The organism is Kitasatospora sp. NPDC003701 (assembly GCF_053587085.1).
The window spans coordinates 1-20026 of sequence record NZ_JBSFNM010000036.1 but is presented as its reverse complement, the minus strand read 5'-3'; the positions used below and the strand labels follow the sequence as shown (position 1 = coordinate 20026).

Here is a 20026-nt window from a genome sequence, read left to right as displayed (position 1 = left end):
CGGCCGGAGGGGCGGCCAGAGTGGCCCGCATGGCTTCTCTTGTACGACATGTGACGATCGACTGCGCCGACCCCTTCGAGCTCGCCGAGTTCTGGGCGAAGGTGCTGGACAGCACGGTGAGCGAGGACGACAACCCGGGGGACCCGGAGGCGCTGGTGGAGACGCCGGGCGCCGCACTGCTGTTCATCCAGGTGCCCGAGGGCAAGGTGGCGAAGAACCGCGTCCACCTGGATCTCCAGCCGCAGGACCGCACCCGGGACGAGGAGGTGGAGCGCCTGCTGGCGCTGGGTGCCACCGTCCTGGGCGATCACCGGACTTCGGACGGCAAGGGCTGGGTGACCATGGCGGACATCGAGGGCAACGAGTTCTGCGTCGAGCGCAGCGCCGCCGAGCGGATCGCCACCTCCTGACCGCCGGTCACTCTTCGGCCGGCTCCTGGCCGCCGGTCACCCGCGGGCCGGCTCCTGGCCGCCGGTCACCCGCGGGCCGGCTCCTGGCCGCCGGTCACCCGCTGGCCGGCTCCTGGCCGCCGGTCACTCTTCGGCCACGGCCGCCCGCCAGGTCCACGAGGCCCTGCGCGGGCGGCCGTTCAGCTCGCCCCGCCCGGTGCACCAGAGCAGGACGGCCGCCGGCTCGCCGGCCGGCGCCCCGGGGAAGAGCCGCTCCAGCACCGCCGCGCAGAGCCCGGCGGGCGGCTGCCGGGCCAGGCCGAGGCCGAGGGTGATGTCGTTGGTGTGCAGCAGCAGCTCGGCCACCCCCATCGCGGCGAACCCGGCCGGGTCGCAGGGCCCGTAGTGCCAGGCCCGCAGGTCGGGCGGCGCGGCGTCCAGGGCGGTGGCCAGCAGCCGGCCGCAGGCCGCCACCACCGCCAGCACCTCGCCGGGCCCGGCCTCGGCCGGCACGGTGAGGTCGAACGGCAGGTACCCGTCGGCGGGCCGGCCGGCGAGCTGGCCGGCGTAGCCGAGCAGGTCGTGCGCGAGGTGGACGGCGGTCTCCCGGCAGCTCCACTCCAGGGGCCCGGCCGGCGCCGCCCAGGCCCGGCCGTCGCCGGTGTGCGGGCCGAGCGTGCGCTGCAGTTCGCCGAGCGCGGCCCGGACGTCGTCACCGTTCATGGGGGCAGCCTCTCACCCGCCCGGCGCGACGAGCCCCGTCCCGTGGGCGAGGACGACGGCCCGGGGCCGGTCGCGCAGGGTCGGTTCGGCGAGGATCCGCGCCACAGGGGTCTTCACGGTCGCCTCGCTGAGCGTGAGTTCCGCGGCCGGTTCGGCGTTGGAGCGGCCCCGGCCCATGAGCGTCAGCACCTCGCGCTCGCGCGGTGTCAGGACGGCGAGGCCCCGGTGGACGGCCGGGGCCGCAGCCTCCGCGCGGCGGCCACGGCCTCGGCGCCGTCACCGGCCCCGCCGACCACGTCGACGCCGCGCGCGGTCAGGACCAGGCGGAAGCGGCGGCCCGGACGACCATCGCCTCGGTGCCGCACACCGAGTGGGCCGCGGCCCGGTACCGGCCTCCGGATCCGGCCCGGGAGCTCGGGCCGAGCAGGCAGGCAGGTGGGCCGGTCGGGCGGGCCGGGGTGGCGGCGCCGGTCAGCCGAGCTGGATCGAGCGCTTCGCCAGGCCCATCCAGAACCCGTCGATCACGCTGCGCTGGCTGCCCAGGTCGGCCTCGCCGGCGCCGAGGGTGACGAACAGCGGGGCGAAGTGCTCGGTGCGCGGGTGGGCGAGCCGCCCGGCCGGGGCCTTGTGCTCGAAGTCGAGCAGCGCGTCCACGTCCCGGGCCTCCAGGGCGCGGCGGCCCCAGTCGTCGAACTCGGCCATCACCGAGCTGATCCGGCCGTCGGAGCTGAGCGCCCGCAGGTTGTGGGTGAAGAAGCCGCTGCCGACGATCAGCACGCCCTCGTCGCGCAGCGGGGCGAGCCGGCGGCCGATCTCCAGCAGCCGCTGCGGGTCCAGGGTGGGCAGGGAGACCTGGAGGACGGGGATGTCCGCCTCGGGGAACATCTCCACCAGCGGCACGTAGGCGCCGTGGTCCAGGCCGCGGTCCGGGATGTCCTGGACGGGCGTCCCGGGGGCGCGCAGCAGCTTGCGGACGCGCTCGGCGAGTGCGGGGGCGCCGGGGGCCGCGTACCGCACCCGGTAGTAGTGCTCGGGGAAGCCCCAGAAGTCGTAGACCAGCGGCACGGTGGTGACGGCGCCGAGGGCCAGCGGAGCCTCCTCCCAGTGGGCGGAGACCATCAGGATCGCCTCGGGCCGGGGCAGCTCGGCGGACCAGGCGGCCAGCTGGCCGGGCCAGAGCGCGTCGTCGGCGAGCGGCGGCGCGCCGTGCGAGAGGTAGAGGGCGGGCATGCGCCCGGGGGCGGCGGTGCTCATGACGGCTTCTCTCGCTTCCGGCTCGTCCGACGCGTCCGGTCGGTCCGACGCGTGGGGAAAGTAGTTCAATTTTGAACCTCGACACGTCGACCGTACACCTTGGTTCGAATTTGAACAACAGGAGTACGCTTCCTCCATGGCCTCCATGAACGAACCGCGCTGGCTGGACCACGACGAGATGGCCGCCTGGCGGGGTTTCGTCACCGCGAGCAATCTCCTGAACCGCCGGCTGGAACGCCAGCTCAAGGAGGACTCGGGCCTCTCGCACACCCAGTACGAGATCCTGGTGCACCTCTCCGCCGCCCCGGCCGGCTCGCTGCGGATGACCGAACTGGCCGAGAAGCTGGTCACCTCCAAGAGCGGGCTGACCTACCAGGTCACCCAGCTGGAGCGGATGGGCCTGGTCGGCCGCCGCTCCTGTCCGAGCGACGTGCGCGGCGTCTTCGCCGAACTCACCGACCAGGGCCGCGACATGCTGCGCCAGGCCGCGCCCGGCCATGTCGCCCTGGTCCGCGAGCTGCTGATCGACGTGCTCAGCCGCGAGCAGCTCGCCGTGCTGGCCGAGGGCCTCGGCGAGGTCAGCGCCCGGCTGCGCCTGGACGACCGGGCGTAACGGGGGCTCCGGCCGCCGCCGCCCGCTCCAGCAGCAGCTCGCGCTCCCGTGCGTTGCGGGCCAGCGCCGCCGCCCGTTCGAACTCCACCCGGGCCTCCTCGGCCCGCCCGAGCCGCGCCAGCAGGTCGCCGCGCACGCTCGGCAGCAGGTGGTACGCCCGCAGGGCCGGCTCCGCCGCCAGTGCGTCCACCAGCTCCAGCGCGGCCGCCGGTCCCTGGGCCATCGAGACGGCCACCGCCCGGTTCAGCTCCACCACCGGGGACGGCGCCAGCGCCGCCAGCCGCCCGTACAGCGTGGCGATCATCGCCCAGTCGGTGTCCTCGTAGCGCGCCGCCTGCGCGTGACAGGCGGCGATCGCGGCCTGGAGCGAGTACGGACCGGTGCCGGCCCGCCGCAGCGCCGCGAAGCCGCGCCGGATCAGCAGCCGGTCCCAGCGGGCGCGGTTCTGGTCGGCCAGCAGCACCGGCTCCCCGTCCGGCCCGGTGCGGGCCGCCGTCCGGGCCGCCTGGAACTCCAACAGGGAGGCCAGGCCGTGGACTTCGGGCTCCTGCGGGGCCAGCCCGGCGAGCACCCGGGCCAGTCGCAGCGCGTCCTCGCAGAGCGCCGGCCGGAGCAGGTCGTCGCCGGCCGTGGCGGCGTAGCCCTCGTTGAAGATCAGGTAGACGACCTCCAGGACGGAGGAGAGCCGGCCCGACCGGTCCTCGCCGTAGGGGACTTCGAACGGCACCCGCGCCGTGGCGAGCGTCCGCTTGGCCCGGACGATCCGCTGGGCGACGGCCGGCTCGGTGGTGAGGAACGCCCGGGCGATCTCCTGGGTGGTGAGCCCGCCCAGCAGCCGCAGGGTGAGCGCGATCCGGGCCTGCGCCGACAGCACGGGGTGGCAGGCGGTGAAGATCAGCCGCAGCAGGTCGTCGTCGATGTCGTCCGGCCCGGCCGGCTCCGGCGGCGGCACGTCCTCCAGGGTCCGCCCGACCTCCGCGAGCTTGCGCGCGTACGTCTCCTTGCGGCGGACGAGGTCGATCGCGCGGTGCTTGGCGGTCGTCATCAACCAGGCGCCCGGCCGGTCCGGGACGCCCTGCTCGGGCCACTGCTCCAGCGCGGCGACCAGCGCGTCCTGCGCGAGTTCCTCGGCGATGCCCACGTCCCGCACGATGCGGGTGACACCGGCGATGATCCGCGCGGACTCGATCCTGAACACGGCCTCGACCGCCGCGGTCGCGCTGCTCTCCGTCACGGCCACCCATCAGAGCAGTCGTACCGGATCGGGGCAAACGCGGCCACGGCGGCCGGGCCGGCGCGGGGCGTCGGAGCCCCGGGGGATCGGGGCACCGGCGGTCAAGGCTCCGGGGCCCGGGGCTCCGGGCGGCGGAGCCCCGGGATCAGGCCTCCGGCGGGGTGGTGTTCCCGTCGATCTGACGCAGCTCCGCGCCGACCTTCCAGCTCTCCGGGTGGATCTCCAGGAACCGCTTGGTCCACTCCAGTGCCTCGGCCTTGTCCTTGCACTGCATGATGGCGTAGCCGCCGACGACCTCCTTGGTCTCGGTGAACGGCCCGTCGGTGAAGCTCAGCTTCCCGCCCTCCCAGGTGACCCGGGTGCCCTCGGCGGTCGGCAGCAGCCCGGCGGTGTCCAGCATCACCCCGGCCTTGGTGATCTCCTCGAACAGCGCTCCCATCCGCTGCTCGAACTCCGGGCCCGCCGACTGCATGTCCGGGGCGTCCTGCTCGTTGATACGGATCAGCGACATAAAGCGCGGCATGGTGACTCCTCGGTCAGGAGGGCGGGGCCGTTCCCCGCCTCTCACCCCTGCGTCGAACGGGGAACGGCCGTTTCGACAGCCGCCCCGAAATTCTTCCGAGAGATTCCGGGAGCGGCCACCGCAGGGGCCCCGCCCCCGGTCCGGGTCCGTTCGGAGTACCCCCGCTCAGCGGGCCGGGGTGCAGAGGAGGGCGGTGCGCAGGTCGAGGCGGTCCTGGAGGCGGGCGAGGTTGCGGCCGGTCAGCTCCTCGATGCGGCGGATGCGGTAGTGGACGGTGTTGACGTGGATGCAGAGCGTCTCGGCGGTGCGGGCCCAGGAGCCGTCGTGGTCCAGGAAGGTCGCCAGGGTGCCCAGCAGCGAGACGCCGTTCTCCCGGTCGTGGGCGGCGAGCGGCGCCAGCAGCCGGGCGTGGAAGGCGGCGGTGACCTCCGGCGGGATGCCGCGCAGCAGGCCGGCCAGCGAGTCCAGCTCCGCGGTGCTGGCGACCGGCCCGGCCGAGCCGTCCAGCAGGTAGCGGGCCTGGACCAGCGCCGCCCGCAGTGCGTCGGGGGTGGGCGGCGCGGCCGGGCCGATCCCGATCCGCAGCGTCCGTCGCCCGGTGAGACGGGCCTGGAGCGCGGGCCGGGCCCGCCGCAGCCGTTCGGCCACCGCCTCGGCGGGCGCGGCGACCAGGGCGGCCGCCCGGCCGGCCTGGTCCGTTCCGGCGGCGTACGGGGCGGCCAGCGGGTGCAGCGCCTCGGCGAGGGCGTGCGCCGCCCAGTCGGGCGGGGTGTCGTCGGCCCGGGTCCCGTTCGCGGGGCCGTGGTCGATCCGTGCGGTCACCGCGACCAGCGGCTGCGGGTCGGCACCCGGCCGCCTGCCGGTGCCCTGCTGAGCACCGGCGCCCTGCTGAGCACCGGCGTGCGGCTGCGTACCGGTGTGCGGCTGCGTACCGGTGCCCGGCTGCGCACCGGCGCCCTGTTGCGTACCGGTGCCCGCCAGGCCGCAGGCGGCGAGCGGTTCCGCGAGGTCGGCGGGCCCGTCCCCGGCCAGGGCGGCGAGCAACTGCCCGGCCGCCCGCCGGTGGGCGGCCGCCTCGGCGTGCGCCCGGGCCGCGAGCGGGGCGAGCAGCTCGGCCAGCCCCTGGAGCAACGGCTCCGCCCACGCCTCGCGGACGTGCGGGCGCAGCCGCCACCCGTCGAACGGCGAGGCGTCCTGCGGGCCGACCGGCAGCCCGCCGTCGCCCCGCCCGACGGCCGCCGGAATCGGCAGCGCGGTGCCGGCGACCTGCCGCCCGCCCGCCGTGACGAGGGAGCAGTCCGGCACACCGAGCCGGCCCACCGCGTGCGCCAGCACCTCCCCGGGCGCGGTACCCGCGTGCATCAGCTCGGCGAGTTCGCGACGGACGGTGTCGGGTATCGCGGCCGCGTCCTGCGCGCCGGCCCGGAGGTCCCCCCAGAGCCGCAGGTAGACGCGGTCGGTGACGGCGCGGAAGCTGACCCCGGCGGGGACGGCGAGCAGCGGGATGCCGTGCGTGCGGCAGGCGTCCACCAGGCTCTCCGGGACGCTGCCGTGGGTGCCCTCGCCGGCCAGCAGCGCGGCGACGCCCGCGCTGCGCAGCGCGGTGGCGAAGCGCAGCGCACCCGAACCGTCGCTGGGCTGCCACCAGACCAGACCGGTCAGGACCAGTTCGCCGGGCTGGAGGTAGCGGGCCGGGTCCTGGAGGTCGGTGGAGCTGATCCCGGCGACCTGGCGGGCGAGCAGCTCGGGCGTGCCCCAGGCCAACCGGATGGCCAGGTCGTCCAGGTCCAGCAGGTCTCCGACGATCATCTCTCGCTCCTTGTGCAGTGCGCGGGGCGGTGGCCCGCACCCCGTGAGGCGGCTCGCACCTGCCAGGTTGGACCGCGCATGGGCATCGTAAATGCAAGCCTGGAGGCCGGTAATCCCTCTTGGTGGATCCTCCAGCGCGGACCCCTGCGGATGGTGTTCGGATCCAGTCGTCCGCCCCATTGCCGCACTGCTTCAATCGGTGCGGGGCGCGCCGCAGTGTCTCCTCCGGCGCGCCCCACACGGCGCGAAGGCCCCACCGCGTCCGCGACGGGCCCGGGCCCCGTCGACCTCGGCGCCGCGCGTCGGGAGTGGTTCCGGCCCGCCTCCGGGGTTGTCACGGAGGCGGCGGATACTGGCTGAAAGTCTGTTCTTCCCTCGCAGCTGCGGCTGAATTCTTCCTTTCATGGCCGCAGCTGCGAGTGCCGTGATGCCCGCTCGGGTACGTTTCCTCCCGGGGCGCACCGGAGTGCACCGGCGCAGCCCGGGAGGAGCGTGAGCCATGGGAGCGTCCGCGAAAGTCCGGCTGCACGGCCACCTCGACCGGCCCGCCGAGCTGACCGTCGAGCAACTGCGGGCCCTGCCCGCCCACCGCGTCCGGGTCAGCTTCGACTGCCTCTCCGAGGGCGAGCAGCGGCACGGCTACGAGGGCCCCGCCCTCTGGGACGTCCTGCGCGCCGCCGGCCCCCGGATCGACTTCACCGGCCGCAAGCAGCGGCTGCGCTTCCTGCTCTCGGTCAGCGGCGCCGACGGCCACCGGGCCGTCGTCTCCTGGGCGGAGATCGACCCCGAGTTCGGCGGCCGGCGGATGCTGCTCGCCACCAGCATGGACGGCGCTCCGCTGGACGAGGCGGGGCCGCAGCTGGTCGTCCCGGACGACCACTGCGGTGCCCGCTACGTCAGCGGCGTCACGGCCGTCTGGCTCGGCCCGCTGGACGAGCCGACGGGCTGAGCCCGTCGGGCCCGCGCGCGGGCCCATGCGCGGGCCCTCGCGTCGGCCCGCGTCCTCGGCCCGCGTGCGCGCTCAGGCGGTGGCGAGCGAGACCTCGGTCGACTTGATCAGTGCGACGACGGTCGAGCCGGCGGCCAGCTCCAGGTCCGCGGCCGCGTCGGCGGTGATCGCGGCGGTCAGCTCGCCGTCCGCGACCTCGACCTTCACCCCGGCCATCGCGCCGCCGGTCGCCACCTCCGCCACCGTGCCCGGGATCTGGTTGCGGATGCTCAGTCCGGCGACCGGGCCGGTGGCCAGCGACACCTCGGTCGACTTCACCAGTGCCCGGACCGCGCTGCCCGTGCCGAGGCCGAGGTCCTTGACGGCGTCGACGGTGACCGCCGCGGTGAGTTCCTGGCCGGAGGTGAGCCGGACCTTCACGGTGGCCATGACCTCGCCCGTCGTGACGGCGGTGACGGTGCCGGACAGCTGGTTGCGGATGCTCAGGCTCATGAGGGGTGCCTCGTCTTTCGATCAGGGAAATGAAGGTTTCCGATCGTGCCGCCACCCACCCTAGCGGCAGGAAAACCGCAGGTCAGGAATGGTCTGACGGCCCGTCGCAGCTGCCAGGGCGAGAGGCCCGGCGGGCTCGCATCTGCCGCGCGTGACAGTTCAGCACTTGCTGAATTCAGCGATGACTGTACTGTTGGAGCCATGGAACCGACCGCCGCGAACCCCCGCAACCCGCACCTGCCCGCCGAGGCGCAGGAAGCGGCCATGGAACGGGTCGGCAAGGCCCTCGCCGACACCAGCCGGCGCCGCATCCTGCTCGCCCTGCTCGCCGCCCCGCACTACCCGGCCGACCTCGCCGAGGAACTGGGCCTGACCAGGGCCAACGTCTCCAACCACCTCGCCTGTCTGCGCGACTGCGGCCTGGTGCGGACCGTCCCCGAGGGCCGCCGCACCCGCTACCACCTGGCCGACGACCGCCTCGCCCACGCCCTGCGGGACCTGCTCGCCGCCGTCCTGCCCGCCGAGCCCGCCCGAGAGGAGCACTGACATGGGTGCGAACCACGGTCCCGCCGCCGCCGACCCGGCCACCGCTCCGGCCACCGTCAGCGGCGCCTACCGCCGCCGGATGCTGCTGACCATCACCGTCACCGCCGCCGTGCTCGTCCTCCAGGTCATCGGCGGCCTGCTCTCCGGCAGCCTCGCCCTGCTCGCCGACTCCGGGCACATGCTCACCGACCTCTCCGGCGTCACGCTCGCGCTGCTCGCCGTCCAGATCGCCCAGCGCTCGCCCACCCTGCGCCGCACCTTCGGCCACTACCGGCTGGAGATCCTGGCCGCCCTCGCCAACGCCGTCCTGCTGATCGGCGTCTTCGCCTGGGTCGCCTACGGCGCCGTCCGCCGGTTCGGCGAGCCCGTCGAGGTCCGGGGCGGGCTGATGCTGACCGTCGCGCTGATCGGCCTCGCCGCCAACCTGGTCGGCGTCGTCCTGCTGCGCGGCGGCAAGGACCACAGCCTCAACCTGCGCGGCGCCTACCTGGAGGTGCTCGGCGACGCCCTCGGCTCGGTCGCCGCCATCGCGGCCGCCGTCGCCATCCAGCTCACCGGCTGGCAGTACGCCGACCCGATCGCCTCGCTGCTCATCGGTGTGATGATCCTGCCGCGCGCCTATCTGCTGGGCTGCGACGCCCTGCGCGTCCTGCTGGAGGCCACCCCCAAGGACGTCGACCTCGCCGAACTCCGCACCCACCTCCTCGCCGAGGACGGCGTCCGCGAGGTCCACGACCTGCACGCCTGGACGATCACCTCGGGCATGCCCGTCCTGACCGCCCACGTGGTCGCGGACGGCACCCCGGCCGCCGACCTCCTCACCCGCCTGCGTCGCTGCGTCGCCGACCACTTCGGCATCGCCCACGCGACGCTCCAGGTGGAGCCCGCCGGCCGCCGGCTGTGCGGGGAGGCGGCGCACGCCTGAGGTTGCACGGGAGTTGCCGCCCGCCCCGGCGTGATCGCGCCGGGGCGGGCGGGTCCGCGTGGGGGCGCCCGAGCGGCTTCGGCGCGGCACTGTTGCCGGTGGCGCGGCGGACGAGCGCCGCACGGCTCTGCGAGGAGAGGGACCGTCAACTGTGGACGGCAGAAGGAAAGAAGGAGAACCCACTCCTTTCCACTCTCAACTTATAGCGCACCGGGGCCCTTGCGGCAAGGCCCCGGTCATGCCGCAGAATCTCCGCTCGAAGCCAGGATCTTCAGGAAACGGGGAGTACCGAATGCGCGTGGTGTTGTCTGCGTACGATTCGCGCGGTGGCGTCGAGCCGCTGGTCGGACTCGCGGTGCGGCTGCGGGAATTCGGCGCCGACGTACTGGTGTGCGCGCCGCCGGACGAGGAGTTCGCGAAGCGGCTGGCCGCGGTCGGCGTGGAGCTGGTGCCGACCGGGCAGTCGGTGCGCGACCTGGTGACCGGGAGGACGCCGCCGTCGCCGGGGGGCCTGCCCCGGCGGGCGGCCGAGATGGTCGCCGCGTTCTACGACAACGTCGGCGCCGTGGCCGAGGGGTGCGACGTCCTGGTGGCGACCGGCCTGGTGCCGGCCGCGGCCGGGGTGAAGGCGGTGGCCGAGAAGCTGGGCATCCGCTACGTGTACGCGAGCTACCAGCCGGTCAGCCTGCCGTCGCCGCACCACCCGCCGATCCCGCGGCCGGGCCGGCCGCTCCGCGAGGACGTGACCGACAACCAGGTGCTGTGGGACCAGGACGCGGTGGACGCGCAGGAGGTGTTCGGCGAGGCGGTCAACGGCCACCGGGTGACGGTCGGCCTGCCGCCGGTGGACAACATCCGCGACCACGTCTTCACCGACCGGCCGTGGCTGGCCGCGGACCCGACCCTGGCGCCGTGGGAGCGGCCGGCGGGCCTGGACGTGGTGCAGACCGGCGCGTGGGTCCTGCCCGACGAACGCCCGCTCCCCGCCGACCTGGTGGAGTTCCTGGACGCCGGCACGCCGCCGGTCTACGTGGGCTTCGGCAGCATCCCGATGCGCGACCCGGAGAACGTCGCCGCGGTGGTCGTCGAGGCGATCCGCGGCCAGGGCCGTCGCGCGGTGCTCTCCCGGGGCTGGGCCGAGCTGGCGCGGGTCGACGACCGGGACGACTGCTTCGTCGTCGGCGAGGTCAACCACCAGGCGCTGTTCCGCCGATCGGCCGCCGTCGTGCACCACGGCGGCGCCGGTACCACGACGACGGCCACCTGGGCGGGCGCGCCCCAGGTGGTGGTGCCGCAGGGGGCGGACCAGCCGTACTTCGCGAGCCGGGTGGCGGCCCTGGGCATCGGCGCGGCGCACGAGGGTCCGACGCCGACCGCCGAGTCCCTGTCGGCCGCCCTCAAGGTGGCGCTGCTGCCCGAGACCCGCGAGCGGGCCGCCGCCGTGGCCGGCGCGTTCCGTGCCGACGGAGCGACGGCGGCCGCGAAGCTGCTGCTCGACGGCGTCGGGCGGTAGGGACCGCCGGCGTCCCCGCCGCCTCGCTACCCCGCCGTCGCGGTGACCCGGGCCACCAGGGCGCGCCAGTCCACCCGCCTCGGGTCGGCCGGTGTGCCGGCGGTGGGGCGTGCGGCGGCCTCGGTGCGGCAACTCCCGCACCGCTGCTCGCCGTCCACCGGGCGGAAGGCCCGGTCGCAGCCGTCGCAGGAGGCGGGCGCCGCCACCGTGCCCGGTTCCGCCCGGGCGGGCAGCTTGCCCTCCAGGCGCCAACGCAGCAGTGCGGCAGGGGACTTGACCTGATCGGGCAGGCCGCTGGTCAGTGCGGCGCGCAGGGCGGCCGAACTCACGCCCCTGGCCAGCCACTCGGCGGCCAGCGGTGCCAACCGCCGTACCTCGCGGGCCCCGAGGGTCAGCCGGGGGTCGATCCGGCGCAGCTCCAGCAGCGCGCGCTCGGCCTCGGCGAATCCGGCTTTGTCCGAGGCGAACCCGGGTCCGTCCGAGGCGAACCCGGGTCCGTCCGAGGCGGGTTCGGGTGCCGGTGGGGGAGGGAGGGGGGAGGTGTTCACCCTGGTCTTCACCCCCGGGAGGGCGGTGCCGGACGCCCGGGCGGACGACGTCCCGCGGGTGCGTTTCCCGGCACCCGGCGGGTTGTCGTTCCCGTCCCGCCGGGCGTGCTCGAAATGCTCGTCGAACAGCCGCTCCGCCTCCGCCGCGCCCAACGGTACGTTGGAGAGCAGGGATTCGGTCCGCACCTGCCCGGCCGCCCCGCGCCGCCGCGTGGTGTGCAGCAGCCCGGCGTCGGCGAGTTGGTGGCGGGCGCGGTCGGTGGTGATGCGGCCGCCGGCGAGTCCGGCGGCCAGTGCGGTCACCGTGGTGGCGCGGGCCTTCGCGGGGCCCAGGGCCAGGGCTCGTACAAGCAGTCGAAAGGCGGAGTCCGACAACTCGTCGTCCCACACCAGGGAGTTGGCAATCTGGGTGAAGTCGCGCGAGGGCGCGATAGCATGCAGGAGCATCGTCAGTGGCGTCTTCCACTAGGCGGATGAAGAGCCCGGCCGCGTGCGTCAACACGTTGCCGGGCTCGCCCCATTCTTCGGGGGCGATCCGCTTCTGGCGGTCACGGTACACCCAAATGACGGCCCGTCAGCACGCTCCGAAATGAAATGATTACCCGCTGTAGTGATGATCCGCGTCCTTGGTGGGCCGCAGCTCGGGCGACAGCGGCTGCGCCCCCGAGAGCTTCACCGCCGTACCGCGCGCGAGGTCGAAGACCGCCGCCGGATCGCCCTGGTCCGCCCAGACCGAAGCCCCGCACCAGCGGCCGATCAGCCGGAACTGCTCCAGCGCCTCCGCGTGCAGCCCGGCCTTGCCGCAGTAGTACGCGAGCAGGTGCCGCAGCATCGGCAGCCGCTCGTCGTCCGCCGGGACGGAGGCCAGGGCCGCCGCCACCCTCTTCAGCCGCTCCTCGGCCTTCCCGCCGGGCAGCGTGGACCCGAGCGTCTTGCGCTTCTCCAGCTCGGACAGCGCGTGCAGGTAGACGCCCGGCAGCGGGCTCCCGGCCGGTGCCTCGTCCATCGCCCGCTCGGCGAACGCCAGCATCTGCTTGTCCGAGCCGAACCACTTGGCGCACCAGTACTGCATGCCCTGCCAGTGCGCCTCGTAGTGGTGCGGCGCGCGCTCGACCAGCCCGGCCCAGAGCGGCTCGAACTGCTCCGGCGGGTACTGCGCGCCGCGCGCCGTCGTCACCATCACCACCCACGGGGCCGGGTCGGCCGGTGCCAGCAGGGCGGCCCGGCGGGCCGCCTCGACCGCGGCGGGCAGCAGTTGGCGGAACGTCGCCATGTCCTCGGCCGGCACCTCGTGCGCGTACTTGGACCCCCGGATCGCCCAGGCGCGGTGCACCATCTGCTTGGCCTCCAGGGTGGCCGCGTCGCAGCTGTTCGGGTCCGCGGTGCGCCAGGCCGTCAGCCACGCGTCGTCCTCGTTGGCGATGCTCGCCAGCAGCTCCAGCCGCGACCAGCGCTCCTCCCAGTCCTGGCCCGCCGCCTCCACGTGGGCGGCGGCCGGCCGCCAGTCCCCGCCCCAGGCGGCGTCGGCTATCGACTGGGAGCGCTGACGCCGCTCGTCGGAGATCGGCGGCCCGGAACGGCGCGGGTCGAGCCGCTCGCGGGGGACCAGGCCGAACGCGGCCGCGTCGAATTGGCCCGCGGCCCACTCCGCCGCCTTGGAGGCACGGGACTTCTTCACCGCGAAGTAGACGAGGACGGCCACGAGAAAGATCAGGAAATGTGTCACGGCGGCGAATCATCCCTGGTGGGAGGGGGTGAATGCAACGCCGAAAAAGGCTCGCCGAATACCCTTTTCCGTGCAAACATGCCTTATATGGGCACGATTCTGCACGGCAGTCACGTCACCCTCCGCCCCGCGACGGCGGACGACGTCCCGGCGCTCGTGGCCATCCGCGCCACGCCCGAGGTCTACGCCCGCTGGCGCGGTGGCGACGACCTCGCCGTCGCCGTCGCCGACGACCTCAAGGAGCCGGACACCGAGACCCTGGTGATCCTGGCTGGCGGGCAGGTGGCGGGCGCCATCCAGTGGTACGCCAACAACGACGACGAGTACCGCCACGCGGGCATGGACATCTACCTCGACCCCGCCCACCACGGCCGCGGCCTCGGTACCGACGCCGTCCGCACCCTGGCCCGCCACCTGATCACCGACCACCACTACCACCGCCTGATCATCGACCCGGCGGCGGACAACGCGGCGGCGATCCGCTGCTACACCAAGGTCGGCTTCCGTCCCGTGGGCACCATGCGCCAGTACGAGCGCGGCACCGACGGCACCTGGCACGACAACCTGCTGATGGACCTGCTGGCGGACGAGCTCGGGTAGCGGGGCCGGCCGACCCGGAAGAACCGGCCGACCCGGAAGAGCCGGCCGGCTGGGGAACTAGCCGCCGTTGGCGGGGAGTTGGCGCTTGCGGTAGCGGCCGGGGGTCTCGCCGACGAGAGCGGCGAAAGCCTCGATGAAGGTCGTCGGATTGGCCCAGCCGCAGGCGAGGGCGGTGTCGGTGACGGACTTCCCCGCGGCGAGCCGGGTGAGCGCGTGGTGGACGCGGAGCTGAGTGCGCCACTGATGAAAACTCATCCGGAGTTCCTGCCCGAAGAGCCGGCTGAGCGTACGCTCGCTCGCCCCGACGCGCGCGCCGAGCTCGGCGAGCGTCTGCTGATTGGCGGGGTCGGCGTAGAGGATGCCGGTCAGCGCCCGGAGCCGGTCGTCGGCCGGCTCGGGCAGGTGCAGCGGTTGCTCGGGCGCCGCGGTGAGCTCGTCGACGACGACCGCGTGCAGCCGGTCGACCGCCTCCGGCGCCCGCCCGCCGGTGTCCGCCTCCCCGGCCGTGAGGGCGAGCAGGGCTTCGCGGGCCAGCCCGGAGACGGTGAGCACGGCCGGGTGCGCGGGCAGCCGGGCGGCGAGTGCGTCGAACAGGAACAGGATCCGCATGTCCGCGTTGCCGTGCGCGGTGTGGTGGTGCTCGAAGGCCGCGGGAGTCCACGCCACCCGGGTCGGCGGAGCGATCCAGGTACCCCCGGCGGTGGTCACGGACAGCACGCCGGTGGCCGGATAGACCAGGTGACCGCGGTCGTGGGCATGAGTGGGCAGCCGTTGCCCGTGCGCCAGGACGATGCGGCCGCGTTCCGCGGGATCAAGGTGGCGGGTTTCCCTCATGGATTGGCATCCTATCGGTGGCCCGCCGCCCCGGCTCCGCCCGAGAGTGGACGGCATGAACAGCCCAGTGACCCATCAGGCCCCAGCGGCCCGCCCGTCGGCGTCGTCCCGGCGGCCGTCCCTTCCCGGACCGGCCGGGGCGCGCACCGTACGAGCCGCCGTCGCGTTCAGCCTGGCCGCGCTGAACCTGCGCATCGCCGTCGCGTCCCTGTCCCCCGTCCTCACGGAGGTCGAGCACGACGAACACCTCTCATCGTTCGGCGGCGGAGCCCTCTCGACGGTGCCGGTCGTCTGCTTCGGTGCGTTCGCGTTCCTCGCGCCCCGGCTGACCCGCCGCTTCGGACCCCACCACCTGCTGTGGTACGCGCTGCTCGCGCTGACCGGCGGCATCGTGCTGCGCTCGGCCCCGGGGGTGCTCGCCCTGTTCGGCGGCACCCTGGTCGCCGGCGCGGCGATCGCGGTCGGCAACGTCCTCATGCCGCAGCTCATCAAGCACGACTTCGCCGGCCGCGCCGGGCTGATGCTCGGCTGCTACTCGCTGGCCCTGTCCGGCGGAGCCGCGCTCGCCGCGGGCGTCGTCGTCCCGCTGGAGTCGGCCACCGGCTGGGGCTGGCGGCAGGTGCTCGCGCTGTGGGCGATCCCGTCCCTCGTCGCCGCTCTCGCCTGGCTTCCCGAACTGCTCGTGCCGGACCGGCGTTCCCACGACCGGCGTTCCCACGACCGGCGTTCCCCGGACCGCCGGCGACGGGAGCCGGTGGAGCGAGGAGGAACCGACACCGCCGCACCCGCCCGCAGGGCGCTGTGGCGCGACCGAACCGCCTGGGCGGTGACCCTGTACATGGGGCTGCAGTCCCTCGGCTACTACGCGATCCTCGCCTGGCTGCCGACGCTGCTGCAGGACCACGGCATGAGCGGCGGTCAGGCCGGATGGATGCTCTCCTTCTCCAGCTTCCCCGGCATGGCCGCGTCCTTCGCGGCCCCCTGGCTGCAGCAGCGTCTGCGCCCGGCCTTCGTCGCGCCCCTGGCGGCCGCCCTGCTGTGCGCCACCGGCTTCGTCGGCCTGCTCACGTCCCCCGTGTCGGGCGCCTACCTCTGGATGACCGTCCTCGGACTGGGCCAGGGCGTCGCCATCGGTCTCGCCCTCGGCTACATCGTCGCCCGCTCGCCCGACGCGCACCACACCGGCCGGCTCTCGACGATGGCCCAGGGGACCGGCTACCTCATCGCCTGCCTGGGCCCGCTCGGTCTCGGCCTGCTGCACTCCGCGAGCGGGGGGTGGTCGCTGCCGGTCGCCGTGCTGCTCGCCGTGCTCGTCGCGCAGACCGTCGCGGCCTTCGGCGCGAGCCGCGACCGCCACGTGCTGGCGTCCTCCTGAACGGCCGGAGCCCGCGAGCCCGGCAGGATCCGCACGACCCTAGCCCCGTGCGGCGAAGACGAGCCCGGTGACGACGGCGATGAGGATCCCGGCGACGACGCCGGCCACCGTGGGCGTCAGCCGGTCCCGGAGCTGCTTCGGCGGCCGGACCCGGGCGGCCTGGTCCGTGCTCAGCTCCCACCAGTTGACGACCCGGTGGAACTGCTCGTCGAAGTCGGGAGCGGGGTAGGTGTCGCTGTGCTGGAGGCCGGGCAGTGTGCGCCGCTTCCCGCCGACCATGGTCATCCGGACCGCGAACGACGACCCGTACTGGCTCTTGGTCTCGCGCACGTCGATCCAGCGGATCTCCTGCCAGGGGTAGGTGCGGCCGCGCCGTCCGATGCCCCAGCAGATGGTGATCCCGGCGGCGCCGACCGAACTCCAGCACCGGCGCGAGATGAGCAGGGCGGGGCCGACGATCGCGGCCGTCCCGCCGACCATCCAGAAGAAGCCCACCGCGCCGAGCCGGAAGACGGCCAGCGCCCCCTGGGCAACCAACAAGACGCCCAGGAAGCCGAGTTGCGGCCAGGACGGACGGTACCGGTCTTTCCCCCGGAAGATCAGTTCGTTCACCGCACGCACACTACGCCCAGGGTCCGCGGGCGCGGGCGCGGGGGGCGGGTGGTCGCCCTGGATCCGGCGGCGGACCCGGCTCCGCCGCCTACCGTGCGTCCCGCTCGGCGGCCTCGGCGAGGCGCTTGACGGTCGCCAGGCGTCGGTCCCAGTCGGCAGCGAGGGAGGCCATCCACCGGGCGGTGGCGTCGAGCGCCGCCGGCCGCACCGCGTACCTCACCTCGCGGCCGACCCGGGCGGCGGTGACCAGCCCGGCGCCGTCCAGGACGGCGAGGTGCTTGACCACCGCCTGCCGGGAGACGGGCAGGCGTTCCGCGAGCGTGGTCGCGGTGGCCCGGCCCTGCTCGGCCAGCAGGTCGAGCAGCTGACGCCGCGTCGGGTCGGCGAGGGCGGCGAGGACGTCGTCGACCGGCTCGGCGCCGCCGCGGCCCTCGTCGGTCATGCGGACGGCTGTTCGGCGCGCTTGCGGAACGCGTCGAGCACCTGCGGCCATCCGCCGGTGTTGTCCTCGACCGCCTTGTCGCGCAGTTCCTCGGATCCGGCCAGGGCCGCGAATCCGCTCTCGACGACGCGCAGTCGCGTCCGGTCGCCCTCCGGGATCAGCGTGAACTCCACGAGGGTGCTGTTGTCCGCGCGCAGTTCCTCGCCGGGGAAGGCGCTGGCCCAGCGGTAGGCGAGGTAGGTCGGCGGCTCGACCTTCTCGACCCGCACCGGGAAGTCGCCGTACTCGGGGTTCTTCGCCACCATCGACTCGCCTTCCCGCGCCACGGTGCCGGGCAGGCTCGCCTCCTCGGCCACCCACCACCCGGGCTGGGCCACCAGCTCCCAGACCCGCTCCGGGGACGCCTCGATCAGGGTCTCGCGCTCGATCCGGTCGTCACTCATGAGGGACTCCTTCGTCGCTGCCAATGCGTGCAACTCCAGAGTTGCACGTCGGTCCGCGAGGTGCAACTCCAGAGTTGCGCGTATCGGGGTGCGGCCCGACGCCCCGGGTGACGGCGCGAGCGACGCCGGTACGGATGTGGAGCCGGGCCACGGGGGCCTCCGAGGGCCGGGACGGACGGGCGGGGCGTGCGGACGGGGAGTCGCGGAGGGGCATTGCGCCAGGAGGGAAATCGGAGGCGCGCTGCGCGGGCGACCCCTAAGGTGGCGCGATGATCATTTCTCATGATGTGGCCGGAAGCGGCCCGGCGGTGGTCCTGGTGCACTCCACGGTCTGCGACCGGCGGATGTGGGACCGGCAGGTGTCCGCCCTGGTCGGAGCCGGTCTGCGGGTCATCCGCTGCGACCTGCGGGGCTTCGGCGGGACGCCGGTTCCGGACCGGCCGTACGACAACGCCCAGGACGTCGTGGACCTCCTGGACCGGCTCGGGGTCGAGCGTGCCGCACTGGTCGGGGCCTCCGGCGGCGGCCGGGTCGCGCTGGCGGTGGCGGCCCGGTGGCCGCAGCGGGTGACGGCGCTCGCGCTGCTCTGCACGGCGCTGGCCGGGCAGGAGCCCAGCGCCGCGCTCCGGGCGTTCGGCGAGCGCGAGGACGCGCTGATCGAGGCCGGGGACGTCGCCGGGGCGACCGCGCTCAACGTGGAGACCTGGCTGGGCCCCGACGCGGACGAGGCGGCCCACGCGCTGGTGCGGGAGATGCAGCAGCACGCCTTCGAGGTCCAGCTGGCCGCCACCGAGGAGTTCGGACAGATCAAGGTCGACACCGACCTGTCCGCCGTCACGGCGCCCACCCTGCTCGTCACCGGCGCGCACGACTTCCCGGACTTCCAGCGGATCGCCGACCACCTCGCCGACCGCATCGCCGGCGCCCGCCGCCTCGACCTCCCCTGGGCGGGCCACCTGCCCGCCCTGGAGCGCCCGGAGGAGCTCAACGCCCTGCTGCTCGACTTCCTGGGCACCGAACTCCCTGCCGGCGCCTGACCCCTCCGGGCTCCGGCGGACAGCCCCGGCGCCCGCTAGTCGGCGGACCCCGGGCAGCCGCAGGAGCGGCGGAGCACCATGCGGGCGGGGAAGGTGTGCGCGCCCGCGGGGACGGGCTCCTCGTTCGCCTTGGCGGTCAGGACGAGGTCGACGGCGGCCCGGGCCATCGCGTCCTGGGCGGTGGCGACGGTGGTGAGCGGCGGGCCGGCGATGACGGCCTCCGCGATGTCGTCGAAGCCGGCCACCGCGAGGTCCTCCGGCACCCGGATGCCGAGGTCGTCGGCGGCGCGCAGCAGGCCGATCGCCTGGTCGTCGGTCGCGCAGAACACCGCGGACGGCCGGTCGGGCCGGGCCAGCAGCGCCAGTGCCTCGGCGTGCGCGCGGACCCGGTCGAACGGCGCGGGCGTCAGCCGGCCCTCGGTGGGCAGGCCGGCCCCGGCCAGGGCGGCCGCCCAGCCGGCGGTGCGGGAGGTCACCGGGTCGTTCGGGCTGAGCGCGAACGTCCCTCCGAAGCAGTGGACTTCGGCGTGGCCGTGGCCCAGCAGGTGCCGCACCACCTCGCGCGCCCCGCCGTCGTCGTCGGCGACGACGGCGGCCCCGCGCTCGGTCTCCGCCCGGTGGTGCAGCAGCACGACGGGAGTGCCGTCGGTGGCCTCGAAGCCGGCCACCCCGGGCACCGACGGGTCCTGGGTGACCAGGATCAGCCCGTCCACCTGCATGCCGAGGAAGGCCCGGATGTAGTGCGCCTCGCGCTCGTCGGCGTAGTCGGAGTTGCCGATCAGCAGCAGCCGGCCGCGCTCGGCGGCCGCCTGCTCCACCATGTGCGCGAGCCCGGCGAAGAACGGCTGCCGGGCGTCCGGCACGACCATGCCGATCAGGTTGGTCCGCCGCCGGGCCATGGCCTGGGCGACCCGGTTCGGCCGGTACCCCAGCTCCTCGACCACCGCCAGCACGCGGGCCCGGGTGGCCGCCGCCACCGGCCGCGGCCCGTCGTTGATCACATAGCTGACCACCGCCGTCGACGTTCCCGCCGCGCGCGCCACGTCGTCCCGCGTCACCCTCACCATGTCCGCGAGCCTACACACCACCTCTGACCAGGCCCGGAGAAGTCGGTCGCGAAGCGGCGCGGACCGGCTGCGGGCGACGTCAGCCGAGCCGTTCGAGGATCATCGCCATGCCCTGGCCCCCCGCGGTGCACATGGTCTCCAGGGCGAACTGCTTGTCGTGCCACTGGAGGGAGTTGATCAGGGTGGTGGTGATGCGGGCGCCGGTCATGCCGAAGGGGTGGCCGACGGCGATGGCGCCGCCGTTGACGTTGAGGCGGTCGAGGTCGATGCCCAGGTCGCGGTAGGAGGGGATGACCTGGGCGGCGAAGGCTTCGTTGATCTCGACGAGGTCGATGTCGTCGATGGTGAGGCCGGCGCGGCGCAGCGCCTGCT

At 74.5% G+C, this 20026-nt stretch carries 22 protein-coding genes and 2 pseudogenes; 9 read left to right on the top strand and 15 right to left on the bottom strand.

Going from position 1 to position 20026, the window contains the following annotated elements:
• Positions 1–29 precede the first annotated feature (29 nt).
• A complete protein-coding gene (locus ACWDRR_RS28260) occupies positions 30–410 on the top strand; it encodes a VOC family protein (RefSeq protein ID WP_449775063.1) in 381 nt (126 codons plus the stop codon).
• A gap of 123 nt (positions 411–533) precedes the next feature.
• On the opposite strand, the gene ACWDRR_RS28255 is transcribed toward ACWDRR_RS28260, so the two are convergent.
• The 3 genes and pseudogenes from ACWDRR_RS28255 to ACWDRR_RS28245 form a co-directional block, all read right to left on the bottom strand.
• Complete coding sequence (locus tag ACWDRR_RS28255) at positions 534–1112, bottom strand: maleylpyruvate isomerase N-terminal domain-containing protein (protein ID WP_449775062.1); 579 nt, start codon at positions 1110–1112, stop codon at positions 534–536.
• 12 nt (positions 1113–1124) lie between these two features.
• Positions 1125–1352, bottom strand: a pseudogene (locus tag ACWDRR_RS28250) (response regulator transcription factor); the annotation flags it as partial.
• Between the two features lie 231 nt (positions 1353–1583).
• Positions 1584–2366, bottom strand: coding sequence for a dioxygenase family protein (locus ACWDRR_RS28245; protein WP_449775061.1), 783 nt, complete (start codon positions 2364–2366; stop codon positions 1584–1586).
• Between the two features lie 145 nt (positions 2367–2511).
• Here ACWDRR_RS28245 and ACWDRR_RS28240 point away from each other — a divergent pair, with 145 nt between their 5' ends.
• Complete coding sequence (locus ACWDRR_RS28240; protein ID WP_449775130.1) at positions 2512–2979, top strand: MarR family winged helix-turn-helix transcriptional regulator; 468 nt, start codon at positions 2512–2514, stop codon at positions 2977–2979.
• On the opposite strand, the gene ACWDRR_RS28235 is transcribed toward ACWDRR_RS28240, so the two are convergent.
• The 3 genes from ACWDRR_RS28235 to ACWDRR_RS28225 form a co-directional block, all read right to left on the bottom strand.
• The gene (locus tag ACWDRR_RS28235; RefSeq protein ID WP_449775060.1) at positions 2945–4219 is read right to left on the bottom strand and encodes an RNA polymerase sigma factor; all 1275 of its coding nucleotides are present in this window, start codon (positions 4217–4219) and stop codon (positions 2945–2947) included. The genes ACWDRR_RS28240 and ACWDRR_RS28235 overlap by 35 nt on opposite strands.
• A gap of 139 nt (positions 4220–4358) precedes the next feature.
• A complete protein-coding gene (locus ACWDRR_RS28230; protein WP_449775059.1) occupies positions 4359–4736 on the bottom strand; it encodes a YciI family protein in 378 nt (125 codons plus the stop codon).
• 165 nt (positions 4737–4901) lie between these two features.
• The gene (locus ACWDRR_RS28225; RefSeq protein ID WP_449775058.1) at positions 4902–6545 is read right to left on the bottom strand and encodes a PucR family transcriptional regulator; all 1644 of its coding nucleotides are present in this window, start codon (positions 6543–6545) and stop codon (positions 4902–4904) included.
• A 499-nt stretch (positions 6546–7044) separates the two neighbouring features.
• Here ACWDRR_RS28225 and ACWDRR_RS28220 point away from each other — a divergent pair, with 499 nt between their 5' ends.
• Positions 7045–7494, top strand: a complete 450-nt coding sequence (locus ACWDRR_RS28220) for a molybdopterin-dependent oxidoreductase (RefSeq protein WP_449775057.1) — start codon at positions 7045–7047, stop codon at positions 7492–7494.
• A 72-nt stretch (positions 7495–7566) separates the two neighbouring features.
• On the opposite strand, the gene ACWDRR_RS28215 is transcribed toward ACWDRR_RS28220, so the two are convergent.
• A complete protein-coding gene (locus ACWDRR_RS28215; RefSeq protein ID WP_449775056.1) occupies positions 7567–7986 on the bottom strand; it encodes a TOBE domain-containing protein in 420 nt (139 codons plus the stop codon).
• A 264-nt stretch (positions 7987–8250) separates the two neighbouring features.
• Between ACWDRR_RS28215 and ACWDRR_RS28210 the strand changes: the two genes are divergently transcribed.
• The 3 genes from ACWDRR_RS28210 (at position 8251) to ACWDRR_RS28200 (ending at position 10970) form a co-directional block, all read left to right on the top strand.
• On the top strand, positions 8251–8532 hold the full coding sequence (locus ACWDRR_RS28210) for an ArsR/SmtB family transcription factor (protein WP_449775129.1): 282 nt from the start codon (positions 8251–8253) through the stop codon (positions 8530–8532).
• 1 nt (position 8533) lies between these two features.
• A complete protein-coding gene (locus ACWDRR_RS28205) occupies positions 8534–9457 on the top strand; it encodes a cation diffusion facilitator family transporter (RefSeq protein WP_449775055.1) in 924 nt (307 codons plus the stop codon).
• Positions 9458–9749: 292 nt separating this feature from the next.
• A complete protein-coding gene (locus ACWDRR_RS28200; protein WP_449775054.1) occupies positions 9750–10970 on the top strand; it encodes a glycosyltransferase in 1221 nt (406 codons plus the stop codon).
• A 26-nt stretch (positions 10971–10996) separates the two neighbouring features.
• On the opposite strand, the gene ACWDRR_RS28195 is transcribed toward ACWDRR_RS28200, so the two are convergent.
• Together ACWDRR_RS28195 and ACWDRR_RS28190 are read right to left on the bottom strand one after the other, a co-directional pair.
• Positions 10997–11965 carry a hypothetical protein gene (locus ACWDRR_RS28195; protein ID WP_449775053.1) on the bottom strand — a complete coding sequence of 323 codons (969 nt, stop codon included), beginning with the start codon at positions 11963–11965 and terminating at the stop codon, positions 10997–10999.
• A gap of 151 nt (positions 11966–12116) precedes the next feature.
• Positions 12117–13244 carry a hypothetical protein gene (locus ACWDRR_RS28190; RefSeq protein WP_449775052.1) on the bottom strand — a complete coding sequence of 376 codons (1128 nt, stop codon included), beginning with the start codon at positions 13242–13244 and terminating at the stop codon, positions 12117–12119.
• A gap of 87 nt (positions 13245–13331) precedes the next feature.
• Between ACWDRR_RS28190 and ACWDRR_RS28185 the strand changes: the two genes are divergently transcribed.
• On the top strand, positions 13332–13844 hold the full coding sequence (locus tag ACWDRR_RS28185; RefSeq protein WP_449775051.1) for a GNAT family N-acetyltransferase: 513 nt from the start codon (positions 13332–13334) through the stop codon (positions 13842–13844).
• Between the two features lie 57 nt (positions 13845–13901).
• Here ACWDRR_RS28185 and ACWDRR_RS28180 read toward each other — a convergent pair whose 3' ends face one another.
• Positions 13902–14678, bottom strand: coding sequence for an AraC family transcriptional regulator (locus ACWDRR_RS28180; protein WP_449775050.1), 777 nt, complete (start codon positions 14676–14678; stop codon positions 13902–13904).
• A 55-nt stretch (positions 14679–14733) separates the two neighbouring features.
• On the opposite strand from ACWDRR_RS28180, the gene ACWDRR_RS28175 reads away from it, so the two are divergent.
• Positions 14734–16053: a CynX/NimT family MFS transporter gene (locus ACWDRR_RS28175; protein ID WP_449775049.1), complete on the top strand. Its 1320-nt coding sequence runs from the start codon at positions 14734–14736 to the stop codon at positions 16051–16053.
• Positions 16054–16092: 39 nt separating this feature from the next.
• Here the strand turns inward: ACWDRR_RS28175 and ACWDRR_RS28170 are convergent, their stop codons facing one another.
• The 3 genes from ACWDRR_RS28170 to ACWDRR_RS28160 all read right to left on the bottom strand — a co-directional run bounded on the left by ACWDRR_RS28170 (position 16093) and on the right by ACWDRR_RS28160 (position 17550).
• On the bottom strand, positions 16093–16665 hold the full coding sequence (locus ACWDRR_RS28170) for a hypothetical protein (protein ID WP_449775048.1): 573 nt from the start codon (positions 16663–16665) through the stop codon (positions 16093–16095).
• An 88-nt stretch (positions 16666–16753) separates the two neighbouring features.
• Entirely contained in the window at positions 16754–17107 is a 354-nt protein-coding gene (locus ACWDRR_RS28165; protein ID WP_449775047.1) for an ArsR/SmtB family transcription factor, read from the bottom strand.
• Positions 17104–17550 carry an SRPBCC domain-containing protein gene (locus tag ACWDRR_RS28160; protein WP_449775046.1) on the bottom strand — a complete coding sequence of 149 codons (447 nt, stop codon included), beginning with the start codon at positions 17548–17550 and terminating at the stop codon, positions 17104–17106. Before ACWDRR_RS28160 ends, ACWDRR_RS28165 begins: the two co-directional genes overlap by 4 nt.
• A 269-nt stretch (positions 17551–17819) precedes the next feature.
• Here ACWDRR_RS28160 and ACWDRR_RS28155 point away from each other — a divergent pair, with 269 nt between their 5' ends.
• Positions 17820–18587 (top strand): alpha/beta fold hydrolase, encoded by a 768-nt coding sequence (locus ACWDRR_RS28155; protein ID WP_449775045.1) that lies wholly within the window; start codon positions 17820–17822, stop codon positions 18585–18587.
• Positions 18588–18622: 35 nt separating this feature from the next.
• Here ACWDRR_RS28155 and ACWDRR_RS28150 read toward each other — a convergent pair whose 3' ends face one another.
• Together ACWDRR_RS28150 and ACWDRR_RS28145 are read right to left on the bottom strand one after the other, a co-directional pair.
• Positions 18623–19654 carry a LacI family DNA-binding transcriptional regulator gene (locus ACWDRR_RS28150; RefSeq protein ID WP_449775044.1) on the bottom strand — a complete coding sequence of 344 codons (1032 nt, stop codon included), beginning with the start codon at positions 19652–19654 and terminating at the stop codon, positions 18623–18625.
• Between the two features lie 79 nt (positions 19655–19733).
• Positions 19734–20026 (bottom strand): annotated as a pseudogene (locus ACWDRR_RS28145) (acetyl-CoA C-acyltransferase); the annotation flags it as partial.

Excerpts from the sequence above, each read along its gene's own strand:
- ACWDRR_RS28260 (WP_449775063.1), top strand. The coding sequence starts at position 30 with ATGGCTTCTCTTGTACGACATGTGACGATCGACTGCGCCGACCCCTTC.
- ACWDRR_RS28255 (WP_449775062.1), bottom strand. The coding sequence starts at position 1,112 with ATGAACGGTGACGACGTCCGGGCCGCGCTCGGCGAACTGCAGCGCACG.
- ACWDRR_RS28245 (WP_449775061.1), bottom strand. The coding sequence starts at position 2,366 with ATGAGCACCGCCGCCCCCGGGCGCATGCCCGCCCTCTACCTCTCGCAC.
- ACWDRR_RS28240 (WP_449775130.1), top strand. The coding sequence starts at position 2,512 with ATGAACGAACCGCGCTGGCTGGACCACGACGAGATGGCCGCCTGGCGG.
- ACWDRR_RS28230 (WP_449775059.1), bottom strand. The coding sequence starts at position 4,736 with ATGCCGCGCTTTATGTCGCTGATCCGTATCAACGAGCAGGACGCCCCG.
- ACWDRR_RS28225 (WP_449775058.1), bottom strand. The coding sequence starts at position 6,545 with ATGATCGTCGGAGACCTGCTGGACCTGGACGACCTGGCCATCCGGTTG.
- ACWDRR_RS28220 (WP_449775057.1), top strand. The coding sequence starts at position 7,045 with ATGGGAGCGTCCGCGAAAGTCCGGCTGCACGGCCACCTCGACCGGCCC.
- ACWDRR_RS28215 (WP_449775056.1), bottom strand. The coding sequence starts at position 7,986 with ATGAGCCTGAGCATCCGCAACCAGCTGTCCGGCACCGTCACCGCCGTC.
- ACWDRR_RS28210 (WP_449775129.1), top strand. The coding sequence starts at position 8,251 with ATGGAACGGGTCGGCAAGGCCCTCGCCGACACCAGCCGGCGCCGCATC.
- ACWDRR_RS28205 (WP_449775055.1), top strand. The coding sequence starts at position 8,534 with ATGGGTGCGAACCACGGTCCCGCCGCCGCCGACCCGGCCACCGCTCCG.
- ACWDRR_RS28200 (WP_449775054.1), top strand. The coding sequence starts at position 9,750 with ATGCGCGTGGTGTTGTCTGCGTACGATTCGCGCGGTGGCGTCGAGCCG.
- ACWDRR_RS28195 (WP_449775053.1), bottom strand. The coding sequence starts at position 11,965 with ATGCTCCTGCATGCTATCGCGCCCTCGCGCGACTTCACCCAGATTGCC.
- ACWDRR_RS28185 (WP_449775051.1), top strand. The coding sequence starts at position 13,332 with ATGGGCACGATTCTGCACGGCAGTCACGTCACCCTCCGCCCCGCGACG.
- ACWDRR_RS28180 (WP_449775050.1), bottom strand. The coding sequence starts at position 14,678 with ATGAGGGAAACCCGCCACCTTGATCCCGCGGAACGCGGCCGCATCGTC.
- ACWDRR_RS28175 (WP_449775049.1), top strand. The coding sequence starts at position 14,734 with ATGAACAGCCCAGTGACCCATCAGGCCCCAGCGGCCCGCCCGTCGGCG.
- ACWDRR_RS28165 (WP_449775047.1), bottom strand. The coding sequence starts at position 17,107 with ATGACCGACGAGGGCCGCGGCGGCGCCGAGCCGGTCGACGACGTCCTC.
- ACWDRR_RS28160 (WP_449775046.1), bottom strand. The coding sequence starts at position 17,550 with ATGAGTGACGACCGGATCGAGCGCGAGACCCTGATCGAGGCGTCCCCG.
- ACWDRR_RS28155 (WP_449775045.1), top strand. The coding sequence starts at position 17,820 with ATGATCATTTCTCATGATGTGGCCGGAAGCGGCCCGGCGGTGGTCCTG.
- ACWDRR_RS28150 (WP_449775044.1), bottom strand. The coding sequence starts at position 19,654 with ATGGTGAGGGTGACGCGGGACGACGTGGCGCGCGCGGCGGGAACGTCG.